Origin of the sequence: Fontibacillus forbon (genome assembly GCF_046559655.1) — a bacterium.
Lineage (GTDB): Bacteria > Bacillota > Bacilli > Paenibacillales > Paenibacillaceae > Fontibacillus.
The window spans coordinates 120,497-136,839 of the sequence record NZ_JBKGFV010000001.1 but is presented as its reverse complement, the minus strand read 5'-3'; the positions used below and the strand labels follow the sequence as shown (position 1 = coordinate 136,839).

Below are 16,343 nucleotides of genomic sequence, written 5' to 3'. Positions count from 1 at the left end.
CCTCCTTTCAAAACGTTTATTTATGTCCTTTCAGCCATTTGCTCAAAATTGGCAAGAACCGAATTCATTTTCTGTTCGATTTTATTTAATTGCTCAGTTGGAATTGCGTTATAGATTTCTTTCATAATCCCCGTATCCAGCAGTGTCCTTGATACCATAATTAATATGGAAAGTTCATTGGTTTTTGGAATTGGAAGGTCCGTAAATTCACGCAAAATTAGCGTATGAAATACAGCAAATGATCCACGGATTGAGTCGGTTTGAATTTCGGTTCCCTGCTTGTAGATCTGGTCCAAAACGGAGGTGTAATCCATGATGACCTTTTCAATAAGCGAATCACGGAAATGGGAGTGGATCTTAACTTGAAACTGATTGTTATACACTAAGATGCTATTACGTTGATTTAGATAGGACTCCAGTTTTTTCAACTCTTTCTGGTTAAGTTTTTTACTTTGTACTTGGGCTTCTTTGGACATCATTCATTCTCCTTTTAATAGAAATAGTGTCTTTAAGACACTCGGTACAGCATTCTCAAAGAAAGAAAACTCTATAGAATGTCTTATAAAAAGCAAGGATCAAGTTCTGTTGAACTTGATCCTTGCTGGTTAAACCCCGGATTAGGCAATCAGGGATTCGTCATAAACAGTCATCGTGTACAATTCAGTTTGGTTAACCGGCTTCAAAATTTCCATCGGAATATCAAATACGGAAGGTTCTCCGGTCGCTGCCATACTAATCGTCCAATTATCTTCCATTTTCGCCTTATTAATTACAATTTGCGCAGCATAGTCTTTTTCATCAACCACGTTACGTACAAGGCAGTCCAGAACCACTTTAAATGTTCCGGCGAATTTATCCGAAGATACGGTAATTGTCTTGGCAGAAGGATCGGTCAAAGTTTGATAGTATGCGGCAATTTCGGTTCCGTCCGCCAGTTCGCCGGTATTAAACGTCAACTCTTTTCCGTTCAATGTATATTTTTTCGACGAAAGAGAAGTTGCGTATTCAAATTCTTCTTTATGAGTGCCATCTGAATGAATCTCGTATACGCTAATTAAACCTTGGTCGGCATTTTCAGGCGCAAATTTTAAAGTCGCTTTGCCGCCTTCCACCGTCAGAACTTCTTTCTGATAAATACTCTTCACGCCTGAATCAATATCGTTCCCAGTCATCATGGCGATAACTTCGTTCGTAAACACGGCATCCTGAAGTGTAACGCGCCCACCGCGATTGCCGGAAAAGCCAACGATTTTCGCGTTGCCGCGTCCCCCGAGAGAGTAAGTGGTTTCTGCCGTATTTTCCAAACCGGAAGTTTTCAGATTCGTAAGTTGAATCCGTGCTTTATTTGTAGTCAAATCATAGAACGTTGCAAGCGCTACTTCGCGTACTGCCCATACATTTGGTGTTGTCATAAAAAAATCACTCCTAATCGTTTAATTTAAATTTTATTAGCCCAATGAAGATCGGACATTTTAATGTTTTTCCCATCAAGGGTTCCGGCATATATACCGGCCAACGTATGATGATAATGATCTATATTGTTCGTAATGAAGAAACCTGTATACACCTGGTATATGTTCAATTCGAACAATTCCGGCAACCTGATTCCATTCGGTTTCCAGGCAAGTCCGGATACAATACTCGATAAATCCATTTTTTCTTTTGGCCGCGGCTGTTTCTTTCTGTTTTTCAAAATCAGACTAACCATTTCCTGTGCTTTGGAATTGACCGGATTATATTCCGGTTCGGTAGAGTTCTTCAGATAATTAGCCAATGTCAGCATATATTGTAGAGTAGGGAAATTGTCATGATCTAGTACTCCACCATGCTCAAACCTGAAGAAGATGCGCCCTCCTTCTTCTACCATTTCAGCATTCACATGAAAGAAAAGCCGGAGAGCCCGATAGGACACCTCTCTAAATGATTCATTGTGAAAGCAGTTGGCATAAAAAAGATCGAAGTTAGTTACACGCTCATCAAAAAAATGAGGAAAACTGTTTCTATCCAAGAGAAGAAAGGAAAGTTGCTGCGTGTAACGGCTGAGCCCCATTTCTGCAATCTCCCGCAAAGTTGGAAGAAAAATTTCGCCCGCCTCTTCCAAATAAACGGGCATGTTGGCTAACATCTTAAAGCGAAGATCGGTCTCATTCAATGGCATCACACCCTAAACATTATTCACAATTTCATAGCTTTTCCCCCTCCAACACGCACCTAGGCAAGCTGCAAAACTGCCTGCTTCCTTCGAAGCGTCCCCAGATGCAGCCGATACAGCATTTGGGCTGACTCCAGTCCCCTTCGTCGTCGAGAATTCTGGCCGGCGGATTTTTGTTTTTTTTTCGCGTGCTCAAGTTCAGCTTCCCTCCCAAAAAGAAAAACCGCTGAAGAATCAGCGGTTTTCGCGTATATTGTCGTGGTCTCATTTCTTTTCCACAATACAAATTTATCACGATGGAAGTCGAACAAATGGACAAGCATCGGGCAGATACCGGACAAAAACAGGAACTAATGTTCGTATTTTTTTGTATTGAATAGACGTTTAATTACGGAGCCCTCCCTCGCAGTCTTGTATTCCAACAATAAAAAAAGCCGGCGATTAGCCGACTAAAAATGATTGACCCCCACTGCTTCCCTCTTTCCCCGAGTCTGGCTCTGACTCCCTCTGATCTCCTGAGCGTCGCCTTCTGCGTATACTTCCAGCATCATGGCCACCGCGAGAATCCGGATTGCGTCGGCCTTGATGCGCCGGTAGGTCCGGTCGCTAACGCCCATCTCGCCGCAGCTGATAAAATCATACTCTCCTTCGTCGTCCAAGTAACTTCGTTCGATCACTTCACGCTGCGTTTTTGTCAGTCCGCTCATCGCCTTATCCAGGAGTTCGGATTTGCGGATGAGCTCCGCTTCCCGGTCCACGTTCCGGATCGCCGTTTGTTCCGCAGGCTTGCCGATGGCATTCGTCGCACCATGATACCTGGGTTCGTAATTAACGGTAATTCCCGCTTCCTGGCGGATAAACCCGACTTGCCGATACTGCCGGACCTCTTCCAGCCGTTTCTCTACGGCAGCCCGCGTAGCTGCATAATCAATTGGCATCGTTTCAAATACGGTTAAGAAAATATTACTGCGTTTTCTTCCCACGGCGATCCCTCCCAGGATGATGATTTTCTGTTTATAAAGTTACCAATTTGGTGATAAAATATTGAAGTTTTCATTTACTGCACCACTTACACGATTTTGCTAACAACCAACCTAATTGAATAAAAATCAAGTTATTCCCGCTATTTTTACCAATACGGTAACTATAATCTCATTATAATTTACCATTTCGGTAATGTCAATTGATTTCCAGTTCAAGCTTTTACAATTAGTAGTTTACCAATTTGGTAACACCATGTTATACTATCCTAAACGGAAAAAGAGGGGTTTCTATGCAAAGTCTTGGGGATCGAATCAAATTCCTTAGGGAAAAACTGCAGATGACGCAAAAAGATCTCGCGGCTAAAGCGGGGCTGACCGTAGTTCAGTTGTCCCGGTACGAGACGAGTGACCGCAAGCCGGATCCGGAGTCGCTCCGCAGCATCGTCGATGCCCTGGACACAAACGGAGACTACTTGCTCGGACGGACAGACGACCCGTCTCCTTCTTACGAGAAAGGGATGAGCATGTCGTTTTACGGCGGGCCCGAGGCTTACACGGCAGACGAGATTGCGATGATGGAAGCTGCCCTGAAAGCCTACCGTGAACAGAAAAAGAAATTGCTTACCGGCGATAAAGAAAAAAATTAAAGGATTTCGGATAGCAGCGTCGAATAATAAATTCAAGGCTAAAACAATGAAGCAGATTCGTAGATGAGTAGACTGGCCCTTTCAAAGGGCCCTTCTTTTCCGATACATACCGAACATACATTCTCTTTTTGGGGTGATTTTATGTTAATCTCCTACTACCGGGAGACCGAGTTGGAGCAGTGGATCAGCGGGAAATACTTAAAACACGGAATCATGAGCAACGCTGAACATGACATTGAACATATAGCACGAGCTTTTGGGGTTGAACTGGTTTATGAAGAATGTCCTTCCTTTTCCGATAATGAAGAGCAGGTGATTTTTCTCAACAATCATGCGGACGATGTGACGGCGAGAGTGATCTTTTTTCATGAATTATGCCATGTTCTGAGACATGCCGGAGACCAGAGAAGGATGCCCGTTTTATTCAAAAATGCCCAGGAATCCGAAGCCGAGCAGTTCGTGCTGTACGCGGCGATTCCTTTTTATATGTTTGCGAAGCTTCCCGTTCCGGATCAACGATGCGAGGCGATTCCTTTTCTCGCCGAAACCTTCCGCATTCCGTACGAACTGGCGGAACATAGGCTGGATCAAATCCAGCGGCGGGTGCTCCACGGCAGCCTGATCGCCGCCGCCAAAGAGGCGGACCGGCAAAATCAGCGTTCCTCCGTCTGGTCCGGGGAAACAAAACGCGTCATGGCCCAGTTGGAACGGCAGTTGAGCGGCAGCGGAAAGCGAGGATTGTAAAGTGCGGTTGGCGTTATACTGCGATTTCATTTTGGATGGAATACGCCCCTTGCAACTTGTAGTTCAAACCAAGCTTGGAGAATTGGACTGGAACGGGATGCTGTATTTGCCGCTCTCGGGTCCTTTTGAGCGGTTCGAGCCCGAGCAGTTTGACGACCAAATCGGAGTGTCCGTGCTGTTGGAGGATCTCGTCTTGAAGCGCGCTGGAGATGGGGATGAGGATGAGGAACTCGGCATTTCCCTCCCGAATCTCGCCCGGCGACATCCGGGAGCCGACATTACTCTGCTGGTGATCCAAATCAGCGACGCGGAGGAAGTGTTGGAATATAAATGGGGCGACCGCTTAATGGAGAATGGATGGGCCGATTAAGGATAAAGCGAAAGTAAAAGAGAGAGGCGTGGATTCGGGAAGATCTTGAATCGCGCCTCTCTCTGCTCTCTAAAACAAATTAACTGTAAAAACTACATTTATTTCGGGGAAATTCCGCTTTTATTGAAAATTAACTGGAAAAACTGCAGCTAAATATTGGACTTTCGTGCTTAATAGCCTATTTTGGGCAAATCAGAAAAGATTAACTGTAGGTTTTCCATCTATTTTCTTCAATTGACTGAATTGCTGAAAATTAGATGTAGGAAATCCAGTTAATCAATTCTAGTGCACTTACACTCGCATCCGCCTTCTCATCCGCTAACGCTCGATATGGATATGTCCGCTCAATTTACTCCGGACTTCTTCCCGGGTCGGCAGCCCCTCCCAGTCACCGGGGGCCTGGATGACCATGGAACCGATCAGGTTCCCTAACCGGATCGCTTCCGTGTGCGAATCCCCTTGAAGCAGGCCCGCCAAAAAGCCCGCGCAAAAGCCGTCTCCGGCGCCGACGGAATCGACGACTTGCTCCACCTGAAAATAAGGCACGCTCGACAACTCCCCGTCTTCCAACAGGTAGGTCGCCTTATCGCCGCCTTTGATGATCTTCACCGCAGGCAGCTTGTTTAACTCGGGGATCAGCTCTTCAAGATGCTCCTTGTCGTAAAGCAGCCGCAGTTCATCCAGACCCGGCAGGAAATAGTCCGCCTGCTCGGCGAGCGCCAGCAGAGCGGGCCTTGCTTCTTCCAGATTCCACAGCTTTAGCCGGAGATTCGGATCAAAGCTCACTTTCGTGCCGTGCTTTTTTGCCAGGGCCACCGCTCTGAACAGCGTTTCTTTGCTGGAGGGACTCAGTGCGGCGGTAATGCCGGTTACATGCAGGATTTTAGCGGAAGCGATATAATCTTCATCCAGATCTTCGGGCTGCATCCGGCTGGCGGCTGAATAACGGCGGTAGTAGTAAACTGAGCTCTTGCCTAAGGTCTTTTCCCTCAGCATCAACCCGGTCGGAGCATCTTTTGCCAAACCAACTCGGGATACATCGACTCCTTCCCCCCGAATCGCTTTGTGAATTCGGCGGCCCAGCGGGTCATCCCCCAACCGTCCAAACCAGCCTGACCGGCAGCCCAGCCTTGCCAGCCCGATGGCGACGTTGCTCTCCGCACCGCCGAACGACATTTCCAGTTCGGAATCATACTCCAAGCCTCTCCTATCGGCCGAAATCAGCAGCCCCATCGATTCTCCGAACGTTACGACTTCCGGCCCGCACAATTCATCCGAAGACATACCAGTCCTCATTTTCAATTCGCTCCTTTTGCAGCAGTTGGGTATGTCAAAAGTGCAATTAACCGCTCAATCATCGTATCCGATGTATTTGAAGTATGAAAAATCGGCATAACTGCCTTGGAACATCCCCATATCATGGGCGGCAATGCCTACAAAATTCCCCGTAAAGCCGCCGGAGAGGAATCCGATAGGCTGTTTCGCAAACAGCTTCGACCACTCGCTATCATTACTTTGGCGCCAATGGAACTGCGCGGAGGCTTCCTGCACCTCGACGGCCAGTTGAATCGGTAACTTCTCGTCAACCTCGACGACTTCGGAGACCAGGGAGAACACATCGGCCTCGCACTTTAGCATGCGGATTACTTTTCCCTGTCCTGCCTCATGGCTCACATAGGCATACAAATAGTTATCTTCATTCAGGTACAACAGCAGTCCGGCCATTTGCAAATAATTATTCGGCTCGTATTCCATAGCCGTCTCGGCCCGAAAATGAATATCCCGCTGCCGGATCGCCAGAATATGATGGTCAAACAGGCTTTGTACCGACTCCCCGGCCGTAAGCCGCAAATATCCGGGACGGGTCGTAAGCGAGCACCAGCTGTCATCCGCCAGAATGCGCAGCGTATTCCAAGTTTTGTGCAAGCGGGGACCATTAAAATCATCTTCAAAACAGTACGACTTCGAAAATCCTTCCTGATCTCTTCCGCCGCCGGGCACAGGAACTTCTACCGATGGTGTATTTCCGCCCGCCGTAAGCCGCAGCCAGCCTTCCTCGTCCCAATAGACTTGCTGCAAAGCTGTCTCCCGGCCAAGTATCGCATACTTTCCTTCTACCGGTCGGGTACATAAATGCGCCATGTACCATGCTCCTTCCGGCGTCTGTACCAGGCTTCCGTGACCGGCGCACTGTAATGGCAGCTCCGGTTGGTCCCGCGAAGTCAACATCGGATTGCGCGGATCCACTTCGTACGGTCCTGTCAATTCCCGGGAACGCGCCACGGTGACGGCATGACCCGAACCCGTGCCGCCTTCTGCCGTGATCAAATAGTAATAACCGTTTCGTTTGTAGATATGGGGCGCTTCCGTTTTTTTCAGCCAGGTCCCGTCAAAAAGCTTGAGCGGTTCTCCGATCAGCCGCCGCTGCTCGGCGTCATATTCCTGCATCACGATCCCGCTCGATTTATTGCCTTCCGGAATTCGGTAATCCCAAAGCGTATTAAGCAGCCATTTCCGGCCGTCGTCGTCATGAAACAGGGAAGGGTCGAACCCGCTGCTGTTAAGATAAACCGGCTCCGACCACGGACCCTGTATGTCCTTTGCCGTAATCAGGAAATTATGATCGTCCTTGAACGGACGCTTGGTGCTTTTTACATCCGTATAAAGCAAATAAAAAAGACCGTCATTATAGCTTAACTGCGGTGCCCAAATGCTGCAGTTCTTCGGATTTCCCCGCAATTGGACCTGATCTGTTAAAATATCCGTACAATGCTCCCAATCGGCCAAATCCTCCGATTGATACACCCGGACGCCAGGCAGCCATTCGAACGACGAAACGGCAATATAATAAATTTCACCCACCCGCAAAATACACGGATCCGGATTAAATCCCCGCAATATCGGATTTTTGATTATGGTATTCATCTTGTAACCACCGTCTCCCATCTTCCTCATTCCCGGCAAGCACCCGCTCCTTGCGCCAGGCTTCTCCGCCCGATGCGGAGCATGCTGCCCATTCCACCCGCTGCGGCCGCAGCGAAGCGGCCTCATTAAATTCGTATTCCCCATAACAAACCGTCGCTTCGTTGGCGGGATTGTTCCAGTTATCCCAGCCCTGCGGCTGAATGTGTCCGCCGGCACGGCAGTTCACGAAAGCCGTTTTGGCATAGGGTCGCCAGGGACGCCCCAGGAAAACCGAGGCATCAGGCACCCCTTCCTCCGCAGTCAAATAACAATCCTTGAAAACAAAACCATAACTCTCATCCTCCGGCGTGGAGGCGGCCGTAATATATCCCGCACCGCTCTCTTTCGCATGACGCAGGCTCCGGATTTCGCTATGCTCAAAGAACGCCGTAGCCCCGCCGAAAATAAAATCCACCGTACCCTCGATGCGGCAGTGACGGTACCATTGTCGGTATTGGGCATGGTGTTCCCTAAGCGGGATGCCGCCGAAACGTACCCGCTCCTTCGGAGTCGCGGGTAGCGGCCCAAGAAATAACGTATCCTGGTGGCCCTTCAGAGTGCAGTGGCTGAACACCGTGCAATCGCAGTGGGCATAAACCGCCAGCGCCTGACCGATATCCTCTCCTTGTCCGGCCGTGTTGGCGATAACGAGATTTTCCACAATCAGGCGGCTGCCGCCCAAAAACAAAGTCGGCGTCCCAAACGTGCCGATCTCGTTCCCCTGCTCATCCCGTTCCCTCGCGTAGCGGTTCATGACAATTTCAACCTGCCCGATGCCGATCAAGGACAGGTTTGAACGGTAAACCCGCACAACCTCTTCATACACGCCGGGCAAAATATGAATCTCCGCCGGCGTGTCGTCGGGCAGCCGGCGCTCCAGGTCGTCGACCGCCTCCTGAATGGAGCGAAAATCGCAAACCGGGTCTGTTCCCACAAGCACAACCATTACAAGTAACCTCCTGCTTCTGCTTTACCCGGTTTAAAGTCCCGCGGTGAAGCCCTGTCGCCTGCATGATGCCTCTCCTTAATGATCAGTCATGACTACGTACCAACCCTGTCGTCATTTCCCCAGCAAATACTTCGCTAAGAACGGCACCCAGGCGGCCCTCATCTCCGCGGTCTCCATATGGCCGCCCGCGCCAAGAAGCGGCTGCCAATGCTCCGGTTTTCCGGCCGCAGCATAGGCCGCGCTTAACCCGGATGATAGCAGTTCCACGCCTTCGATCGGGCAAAGCCGGTCGTTCCGGCCGACCAGGCTCATCCGCGGGCGAGGCACGATCAGCTTTTGGATGTCCAAGGTCGAAAAATGCTTCAGCAGACCGGGGACGTAGGAATAAAAACCGTGATGATCGAGCCCTCTTTTGGCGATCAGGGTTCCGGCATCCACCTGCCCGGAGATGTCGATCGTCACCCCAACCCGCTCATCGAGCGCTGCCAGCCACCACGCCATCAACCCGCCCATGGACATGCCGATCGTGGCGATCCGCGCAGCGTCGATATCCTCCCGGCTGCACATATAATCGAGGAGGCGGCGGTTATCGTACAGCATCATGCCCCACATCACCTGGCCCTGCCACAGCATCTCCTTGACCAGCTCGCTTTCGGTCTTCCCGCCGCGCTCGTTGAAGGCCCACATGTCGATGCAGCAAACCGCGCAGCCCATGCCGGTAAGCGTTTTGGCAAACGATGGCTCCTGCAGATAGGGGCTGCTGACAATCAGCTCTTTACGCCCGTTTCCGTAATTCCCGCCATGGGAATGGTTAAAGACTACGAGCGGAAACGGTCCGCTTCCTTCCAGCGGTTTGGCGACATAAGCCGGAACCGGTTCGATCCCGTTCAGTTCCAGCAGCAGCGTTTCCAGTACATATCCGTCCCGTTCCTCCAACTTCAAGATTTTGGCCGATATCGGCTGCTCCGCCGGTAAATCTCCCAACAAGCCCAACAATTTGTTCCGAGCTTCGTCCGCGCTCCAATCCATGCACTCTCTTCCTCCTTCAAGGCTCTTTATTCCCTGTCCGACCGGCTATCGGCTCGTGGTCCGGAACCAAAGTACGAGCATTAAGATTCTGCCGCCGGCGGAACAGTAATCTGCTCCAACAGCATTTCCTCCTGCTTCGTATTTCTGGACTCGCAATGCTCTACGGTGACCCGCTCTCCATTCTCCACGTAAAAAGCAGGTCCCTCATGATTTTCGACCGTGACATGGTGGAAACGGATATCCCTTACGTTTCCGAGAAAGAAGCCGCGATTGTTCATTTCGCCGATGCCCGCCATCATGGCCGGGACTCCCGGAATCGCATCCTCCGCCATGGAAATATCGGTATGATCGAACGTAATTTCGGAAATGTATTGTTCGGCAAGGCCGTATAGGAATCCTGCGGCTGCATGAACCCGTCGCGCGGTAATGTTCGCAAAGTGAATGCGCCGGAAGCAAGGCGTCTCCTCCGTCACGGGATAAGGATTTTTGTCCCAAACGTATTTGTCCTTGCCGCGCGGGCCACAGAAATAATAGAGGTTCAAAATAAACGGACAAATGACGTCGTCCATGACGATATTGCTGATGCGGATATCTTCAACGATTCCCCCGCGCCCTCGCCGGGATTTCAACCGAATGCCGCGGTCGGTGTGCTGGAACACGCAGCCCGTGATCGTGACGTTACGGATATCCCCGCTCATCTCGCTGCCCAGCACTACGCCGCCGTGACCGTGAACCATCGTGCAATTCGTGATCGTAATATTTTCGCAGGAAACCCGCTCCGCCGTATCCTCGGTGCCCGCTTTGATCGCGATGCAGTCGTCCCCCACATCGATAAGGCAATTGCTGATCCGTACGTTACGGCAGGATTCCGGATTGATACCGTCCGTATTCGGCGAATCGGCGGGATTCAGGATCGATAAATTGTCGATCGTGACGTCCAGACAGCGAATGGGATTCACGGTCCAGCTTGGGGAATTCACCAGGTGCAGATCTCTAAGCGTAACCCGGCGACAGCCGTAGAAGCCGACCAACGTCGGCCGGGGAAACTCCAATTCCTCCGGCGCATTCCGCTTCTTGTCCCACCACGGCTGGCCATTCCCGTCGAGCGTGCCGCTTCCCGTGATTGCGATATTTTCCAGGTCCTGGCCGAAAATGCACGATGCGTGCACCTGCTGAAGCACACCCTCCCAGCGGGAACTCACGACCGGATAGTGCTCCGGATTTGTACTGAAAGACAGCACGGCGCCGGGACTTAAGCGCAGCTCAATTTGGCTTTTCATTAGGATTGCACCCGTCAAATACGTGCCGGCCGGAACATACACCGTCCCGCCACCCGCCGCGTTCGCAGCATCGATGGCGGACTGAATGGCTGCGGTCGATAAGGTTACGCCGTCTCCGGCCGCGCCGTAATCGGTAATGTTATATACTTTCATCCTTTTTCCTCCCGTTCCCAGCGTTCTTTATTGTCCTCTAAGTCCTTCTACTTCGGCGCAAGCCTGCAAAAACGCTCCTACGCCCTTAAAGTCGTTCGTAATGATCGGCTCGCTGATGTAATAGGCATAGGTCCCGTCCCGGCGGTCATCTCCGCCCAGTCCGGCCACCATGCAGTTTTTGTTCAAATTGACCCAGCCTTCTTTCGTTTCCAGCACAAACTCGTTAATCAGGCCTTGGAATGCCTTATCCAGCGTCGCCTGCCATTCCGCTTGTTCCAGAACCCCCAGCCGGATCCCCTTCGCGATGGCAAACACAATCATGCTGGAGGCGGACGCCTCCAAATAATTGCCCTTGCGGCCCCCCATATTCACGACCTGGTACCATACGCCGCTTGCCTCATCCTGATGATTTCTCAAAGCCGTCAGCACATCGTCAAATATCCGGACAAGCTCGGCATAGTCCCCGTGTTCCTTCGGCAACAGCTCTAGCACATCCGCCAATGCCATAACGTACCACCCAAGCGACCGGCCCCAGAAGTTCGGAGACAATCCGGTGGCGGGATTGCACCAAGGTTGAACCCTTTTTTCATCCCAGGCATGATAGAGTAGCCCCGTTTCCGGATCCTTCGTGTGCTTTTCGCACAGAATAAATTGCTTGGTTACATCGTCAAGCCCTTTTCCCTCTTCAAAAGTCATCAGGTATTCCAGATAGAACGGTGACCCCATATAGAGGCCATCCAGCCAAATTTGATAAGGATAGATCTGCTTGTGCCAAAACGCGCCTTCCGACGTGCGCGGATGACCGGCCAGTTGCGCTCTCAGCAGTGCTGCCGCTTGCCGGTACTTGTCCAGACCTGTCTCCTTGTGCAGCAAAAACAGCAGCTTGCCGTTATTGATATGGTCGATATTGTACTCGTCCTGCCGATATCCCCGAATGCTTCCGTCTTCCCCGATAAAATAGTCCATATTGTCCTGGATATACTGAAAATACTTGCGATCACCCGTCAGTTTCCAAAGTAGCGCAAATCCCCTGAACACCACGCCATAATCATAAGACCACTTACCGTTATAGCCTATCTCGTACAATTTCGGTGTCCGCTGCATAACGGATTCTGCAGTTTTAATAGCCCATTTCATTTATCTGTACAACCTCCCGGCTAAAAAATGACGGTCCTTGCCACAGATTCATGGAAAGGACCCCTTTGATTTTGTCTTAGTTCAAACTCTCTTTATAGAAAATTAGGAGTTGGCTTCCTTGTAGGCAGCTTCATATTCGCTAATAATTTGGCTGCCTCCGGACTTCTTCCACTTCTCGATCTCCGCCTTGTAACCTTCCAAATTGAGGGAACCGAGAATGTATTTATAAGTGGCGTCCGTAACAATTTTTTGCAGCTCGGATCCCATCGTCGTGAAGGTTTCCGATTCCAACGAGTAGGCCGGATTGTAGACCGCGTATTGCTCATTTTCCAAAATCAGTTTGGCGGATTCCACTCTAAGTGGATCTGCTTCATGAATTTTATAGCCAGGCTCCTTAGGACGGGAAGCGACGAATGGCTGAACCTCCTGCTCCCACTTTACCTGATCCAAAATCGTTACGGCCTTGTCACCGTCGATGGAATAGTGGACGCCTTCGATACCATAAGTCATCAGAGTATATACCTCTTCATCCATCAAATCATTCACAAATTTCAGAAGACGCTTCAATTCCGCTTCGTCTTTTACTTCCGATTTAGGGAAGACTAATAGTCCGCCGATCCCGCCTGCGCCTGCCCAAATCGCCCGGTCACTTTCATTGCCGGTCGACGTGATGTCATTAACCATTACTAACTCCATCATGTCTTGAATCCCTTTTGCGCCATTCAGCAAGTTCTTGCTGTCAAACAAGGCTCCGATGTAAATGCCCGCTTTGCCCTGGTTGAAACCTTCCTGCTGATCCTTCTTGGCCGTAACCGCAAAATCCTGATTAATATAGCCGTTTTCATATACTTCTTTCAAATAATCCATCGTTTTGATGTATCCCTCGGTATCAAATTCCGGCGTCATTTTGCCGTCATCACTTACCTCCCAGATGTTAGGGGTACCAAAATAGGAACCAAGTGTCTTAAATGCGCCGTAAACCAAATCATTTCGGTCTATGAATCCGTAAGTATCATTTTTACCGTTTCCGTCCGGATCCTGTTCAGTGAAGGCTTTGGCTACGGCCATCAATTCATCGGTCGTTTTTGGAACCTCAAGCCCCAAATTATCCAGCCAGTCTTTGCGGATGATCACGCCGTTACGCGCCACGTCCTTAAGAAAAGGCACGCCGTATAGCTTGCCGCCAATCGACGCGGCCTGCAGCTTTTCCTCGGAAATCGCCGCCAGATTCGGGAATTCCCCCAGGTAAGGCTCAATTTCCCAGAACATGCCCGCCTTAAGAGCGTTTCGTACAGATGCATTTTCGAGAATCGTCAGAGAGACGATGTCAGCCATCGAGTCGGATGCGAGCGCGGTATTAATCCGCTCCTCCTTACTTGCGTCGGGAACCCAGGAAAACTTGATTTTCGCATTTGTTTTTTCTTCGATGAGCTTTTGGATATCGCCGCCCGTTGGCGTTGAAGCCGTATGCAATAAATTCATCCATGTGATGCTGACCGGTTCTTCTACTGCTGCATTTCCGCCAACTGAGCCGGATTGAGCGTTTCCACCAGTACCTTGGGCAGCGTTGTTACCTTTCGAGCCACCGCAAGCGGACAACAAGAGCATGCTTGCTAACAAGAGTACCGTCAGTTGCTTCATTCTCAATTTCATTTTTTTACCCCTTTTTGAGATTTATTTGGTTAAGCTTTAATACACGCCTTCTTCACCTAACTTTTTGGCCAGCTTATTGGAAAGAACTACTAGAACCAAGCCAACCACGCCTTTGAACAATCCAACGGTTGTACTGAAGCTCAATTGTCCATTCTTCAGACCGGCCGTATAGATATAGGTATCAAATATTTCACCAACCTCACGGTTCATGGAATTAAGCAACAGATACATATGCTCGAAGCCCAGATCCAAAGTGCTGCCGATCTTCAGAATCAACAGGGTAATGATGACCGGGCGAATCGCCGGCAGCGTAATGTGCCATGTTTTTCTCCATCGCCCGCCGCCGTCTATTTCGACCGCTTCATATAATTGCGGATCTACAACCGTAATGGCCGCCAGGAAAATGATCGTTGACCAGCCGAGCTCCTTCCAGATGATCTGGCCGATATACATCGTTCTTAGCCATTCCGGAGAGGTCAAGAAGCTGATCTTTTCAAATCCAAGCGCAGCGAGCATTTCATTGAGTACGCCGCCATCCACAGTAAGAAATACATACGTAATCGACACGATGATAACCCAGGACATAAAATGCGGCAGGTACATCATCGTTTGTACCGCATTTTTAAACCATTTAACCTGCACTTCGTTCAGCATCAGCGCCAAAATGATCGGCAGCGGAAAAAAAATTACAATGTTCATGCCAAACAGAATGAGCGTATTCTTTAGCAGCATGAGAAATGTAGGTTCCGTAAATAATCGTTCAAAATGCTTGAATCCTACCCAAGGGCTTTCAGCGATCCCCAGAAACGGCTGATAATCCTGAAAGGCAATAATGAGCCCACCCATAGGGAAGTACTTAAATACAATGAAGAACAATAACCCGGGAAAAATCATGAGATACAAAAGCTTGTCACGTTTCAAGCTTTTGAGAATCGGAGAAGCTTTTGGCTTGAGTCCCGGCTCCGATCCCATCGGTGCGACACTTGATGCTTTCACTAAACGACCTCCTAAAAGTTTTGTGCGCGTTTCTTCCTGAATTGACTTCGAGCAAAACTCGCTTCGGAAGTATAGGCTTGGAACAATCCTTGAATTTACGTCCTAAGCGTACTTGAAGGGGGGCATTCCGTATATAATCATCAGATGACAGCGGTTGCAAAAACAACGCACGACGGGGCTTCCCAGCATTTTCGCCTAATTTGGTGATTATGAGCTAAGCTGATGAGCATGCTTATTTTCGATGGCATTTTAACCATTCACAAAGACCTGCTATAGGGATTATATACGTAATACTTCTATCATTGATAAGGTTAAATTGTTAAACGACTAAGAGGAGGATACTCAAGTGGCTCAAAGTTTACGTAAGAAACATTCCATCGGCGATCGAATCTTTACAGTTGTCAATAACACTCTGCTAGCCTTATTAGCTGTAGTTTGTCTCTTGCCTTTTGTAAATGTCATTGCCAGCTCTTTTGCTTCAACCCAGGAAATCATCGAAAAAAGATTCGTCCTGTTTCCGACTACATTTTCCCTGGACGCTTACAAGTACATTCTTTCAACACCCACGATCTTCAGAGGATTAGGGATCTCGATCGGCGTAACTGTGATAGGAACTCTCCTGAGTATGGCCCTTACCGCTATAATGGCATATGGGCTATCCCGCAGATATCTTTTTGGAAGAAACTCCATCAATTTTATCGTCGTGTTCTCCATGCTGTTTAGCGGCGGGATGATCCCTACCTTTTTGGTAGTAAAAAGCGTAGGCCTGATTGACTCCTACTGGTCTATGGTTATTCCGACTGCCATTAACGCGTTTAATCTGATCATCATGCGCAACTTCTTCCAGGCGTTGCCGGAAAGTCTGGAAGAATCGGCCAAAATAGACGGCAGCAACGATTTCGGCGTTTTCTTCAAAATTATGCTGCCGCTATCCCTCCCGTCGATCGCAACCATTTCGCTCTTCTACGGGGTAGCGTATTGGAATACGTACATGAGCGCCATTCTGTATCTCAATGACTCTCTTAAATGGCCGATTCAGGTGCTGCTGCGGCAAATCGTTATCGTTTCCAGCGGTATGCAGGGAGATAACAGTGTTGTGGATATCGTTCCGCCGGCCCAAGGGATCAAGATGGCGGTGATCGTCGTCGCTACGTTACCGATGTTAATTGCTTATCCTTTCGTTCAGAAGCACTTCGTTAAAGGAGCCATGCTCGGTTCCGTTAAAGGATAAAAAAACAGCTAAAAAAGAAGCCCTCCTCCCGAACGGAGGGCTTCTTTTTTCTCTT

At 49.4% G+C, this 16,343-nt stretch carries 17 protein-coding genes; 4 read left to right on the top strand and 13 right to left on the bottom strand.

Going from position 1 to position 16,343, the window contains the following annotated elements:
- Window positions 1-20: 20 nt before the first annotated feature.
- From ACLB09_RS00560 to ACLB09_RS00540, 5 genes are all read right to left on the bottom strand, one after another.
- Complete coding sequence (locus ACLB09_RS00560) at window positions 21-479, bottom strand: hypothetical protein (RefSeq protein WP_410767801.1); 459 nt, start codon at window positions 477-479, stop codon at window positions 21-23.
- Between the two features lie 138 nt (window positions 480-617).
- A complete protein-coding gene (locus ACLB09_RS00555; protein WP_410767799.1) occupies window positions 618-1,412 on the bottom strand; it encodes a hypothetical protein in 795 nt (264 codons plus the stop codon).
- A gap of 26 nt (window positions 1,413-1,438) precedes the next feature.
- On the bottom strand, window positions 1,439-2,152 hold the full coding sequence (locus tag ACLB09_RS00550) for a hypothetical protein (protein WP_410767798.1): 714 nt from the start codon (window positions 2,150-2,152) through the stop codon (window positions 1,439-1,441).
- Window positions 2,153-2,183: 31 nt separating this feature from the next.
- A complete protein-coding gene (locus ACLB09_RS00545) occupies window positions 2,184-2,348 on the bottom strand; it encodes a hypothetical protein (protein ID WP_410767797.1) in 165 nt (54 codons plus the stop codon).
- A 253-nt stretch (window positions 2,349-2,601) separates the two neighbouring features.
- Window positions 2,602-3,135, bottom strand: a complete 534-nt coding sequence (locus ACLB09_RS00540) for an ArpU family phage packaging/lysis transcriptional regulator (protein WP_410767796.1) — start codon at window positions 3,133-3,135, stop codon at window positions 2,602-2,604.
- A 290-nt stretch (window positions 3,136-3,425) separates the two neighbouring features.
- Here ACLB09_RS00540 and ACLB09_RS00535 point away from each other — a divergent pair, with 290 nt between their 5' ends.
- The 3 genes from ACLB09_RS00535 to ACLB09_RS00525 all read left to right on the top strand — a co-directional run bounded on the left by ACLB09_RS00535 (window position 3,426) and on the right by ACLB09_RS00525 (window position 4,896).
- Entirely contained in the window at window positions 3,426-3,782 is a 357-nt protein-coding gene (locus ACLB09_RS00535) for a helix-turn-helix domain-containing protein (RefSeq protein ID WP_410767795.1), read from the top strand.
- A 141-nt stretch (window positions 3,783-3,923) separates the two neighbouring features.
- A complete protein-coding gene (locus tag ACLB09_RS00530) occupies window positions 3,924-4,526 on the top strand; it encodes an ImmA/IrrE family metallo-endopeptidase (protein WP_410767794.1) in 603 nt (200 codons plus the stop codon).
- 1 nt (window position 4,527) lies between these two features.
- Window positions 4,528-4,896 carry a hypothetical protein gene (locus ACLB09_RS00525; protein ID WP_410767793.1) on the top strand — a complete coding sequence of 123 codons (369 nt, stop codon included), beginning with the start codon at window positions 4,528-4,530 and terminating at the stop codon, window positions 4,894-4,896.
- 318 nt (window positions 4,897-5,214) lie between these two features.
- Here ACLB09_RS00525 and ACLB09_RS00520 read toward each other — a convergent pair whose 3' ends face one another.
- The 8 genes from ACLB09_RS00520 to ACLB09_RS00485 all read right to left on the bottom strand — a co-directional run bounded on the left by ACLB09_RS00520 (window position 5,215) and on the right by ACLB09_RS00485 (window position 15,033).
- On the bottom strand, window positions 5,215-6,192 hold the full coding sequence (locus ACLB09_RS00520; protein WP_410767792.1) for a sugar kinase: 978 nt from the start codon (window positions 6,190-6,192) through the stop codon (window positions 5,215-5,217).
- Between the two features lie 54 nt (window positions 6,193-6,246).
- On the bottom strand, window positions 6,247-7,821 hold the full coding sequence (locus ACLB09_RS00515; RefSeq protein WP_410767791.1) for a glycoside hydrolase family 43 protein: 1,575 nt from the start codon (window positions 7,819-7,821) through the stop codon (window positions 6,247-6,249).
- Complete coding sequence (locus tag ACLB09_RS00510; protein WP_410768965.1) at window positions 7,781-8,800, bottom strand: pectinesterase family protein; 1,020 nt, start codon at window positions 8,798-8,800, stop codon at window positions 7,781-7,783. The genes ACLB09_RS00515 and ACLB09_RS00510 overlap by 41 nt, the downstream gene beginning before the upstream one ends.
- Before the next feature lie 120 nt (window positions 8,801-8,920).
- The gene (locus tag ACLB09_RS00505; protein WP_410767790.1) at window positions 8,921-9,838 is read right to left on the bottom strand and encodes a dienelactone hydrolase family protein; all 918 of its coding nucleotides are present in this window, start codon (window positions 9,836-9,838) and stop codon (window positions 8,921-8,923) included.
- A gap of 80 nt (window positions 9,839-9,918) precedes the next feature.
- A complete protein-coding gene (locus ACLB09_RS00500; RefSeq protein WP_410767789.1) occupies window positions 9,919-11,271 on the bottom strand; it encodes a glycoside hydrolase family 28 protein in 1,353 nt (450 codons plus the stop codon).
- A gap of 27 nt (window positions 11,272-11,298) precedes the next feature.
- A complete protein-coding gene (locus ACLB09_RS00495) occupies window positions 11,299-12,408 on the bottom strand; it encodes a glycoside hydrolase family 88/105 protein (protein ID WP_410767788.1) in 1,110 nt (369 codons plus the stop codon).
- 102 nt (window positions 12,409-12,510) lie between these two features.
- Window positions 12,511-14,061 carry an extracellular solute-binding protein gene (locus tag ACLB09_RS00490; RefSeq protein ID WP_410767787.1) on the bottom strand — a complete coding sequence of 517 codons (1,551 nt, stop codon included), beginning with the start codon at window positions 14,059-14,061 and terminating at the stop codon, window positions 12,511-12,513.
- A 36-nt stretch (window positions 14,062-14,097) separates the two neighbouring features.
- A complete protein-coding gene (locus ACLB09_RS00485; RefSeq protein ID WP_410768964.1) occupies window positions 14,098-15,033 on the bottom strand; it encodes an ABC transporter permease in 936 nt (311 codons plus the stop codon).
- Between the two features lie 370 nt (window positions 15,034-15,403).
- Between ACLB09_RS00485 and ACLB09_RS00480 the strand changes: the two genes are divergently transcribed.
- Window positions 15,404-16,288, top strand: coding sequence for a carbohydrate ABC transporter permease (locus tag ACLB09_RS00480; protein ID WP_410767786.1), 885 nt, complete (start codon window positions 15,404-15,406; stop codon window positions 16,286-16,288).
- Window positions 16,289-16,343 lie beyond the last annotated feature (55 nt).